Origin of the sequence: Arcticibacter eurypsychrophilus, from assembly GCF_001730525.1 — a bacterium.
Classification (GTDB): Bacteria; Bacteroidota; Bacteroidia; order Sphingobacteriales; family Sphingobacteriaceae; genus Arcticibacter; species Arcticibacter eurypsychrophilus.
On sequence record NZ_MDFN01000080.1, the window covers coordinates 1 to 378 of the forward strand.

The 378-nt window shown below is 46.8% G+C and carries 1 protein-coding gene; it reads left to right on the forward strand.

The genetic code is table 11. The features are described from left to right. A partial coding sequence (locus tag BFL47_RS19420) for a DDE-type integrase/transposase/recombinase (protein WP_139125890.1) occupies window positions 1-378 on the forward strand: 378 nt, incomplete at both ends.

The window sequence follows — 378 nt, forward strand, 5'->3', positions numbered from 1 at the left end:
TCTTACTGGAACATCACATCAGTATAGGAAGAGATTACCTTTTTGATTTGATGTGCAGCATGGATATGCAGATCAAGAGGCGCCGTCGCAGAACCATTACTACCGACTCGAATCACTGGATGAAAAAGTATAATAACCTGATCACAGAAATTGAGATAAACCGCCCTGAACAGGTCTGGGTGAGCGATATCACGTACCTCAGGCTCAATAACGACTTTGTGTACCTGAGCCTGATCACGGACCTTTACTCCCATCAGATCATGGGGTACCAGGTACAAAATGACCTCTCGGCAGAGGGATGTATCGGTGCCCTGAAGATGGCACTGTCCAAAAGGATAACTAAGAACCTGCCCCTGATCCATCATTCAGACCGGGGTT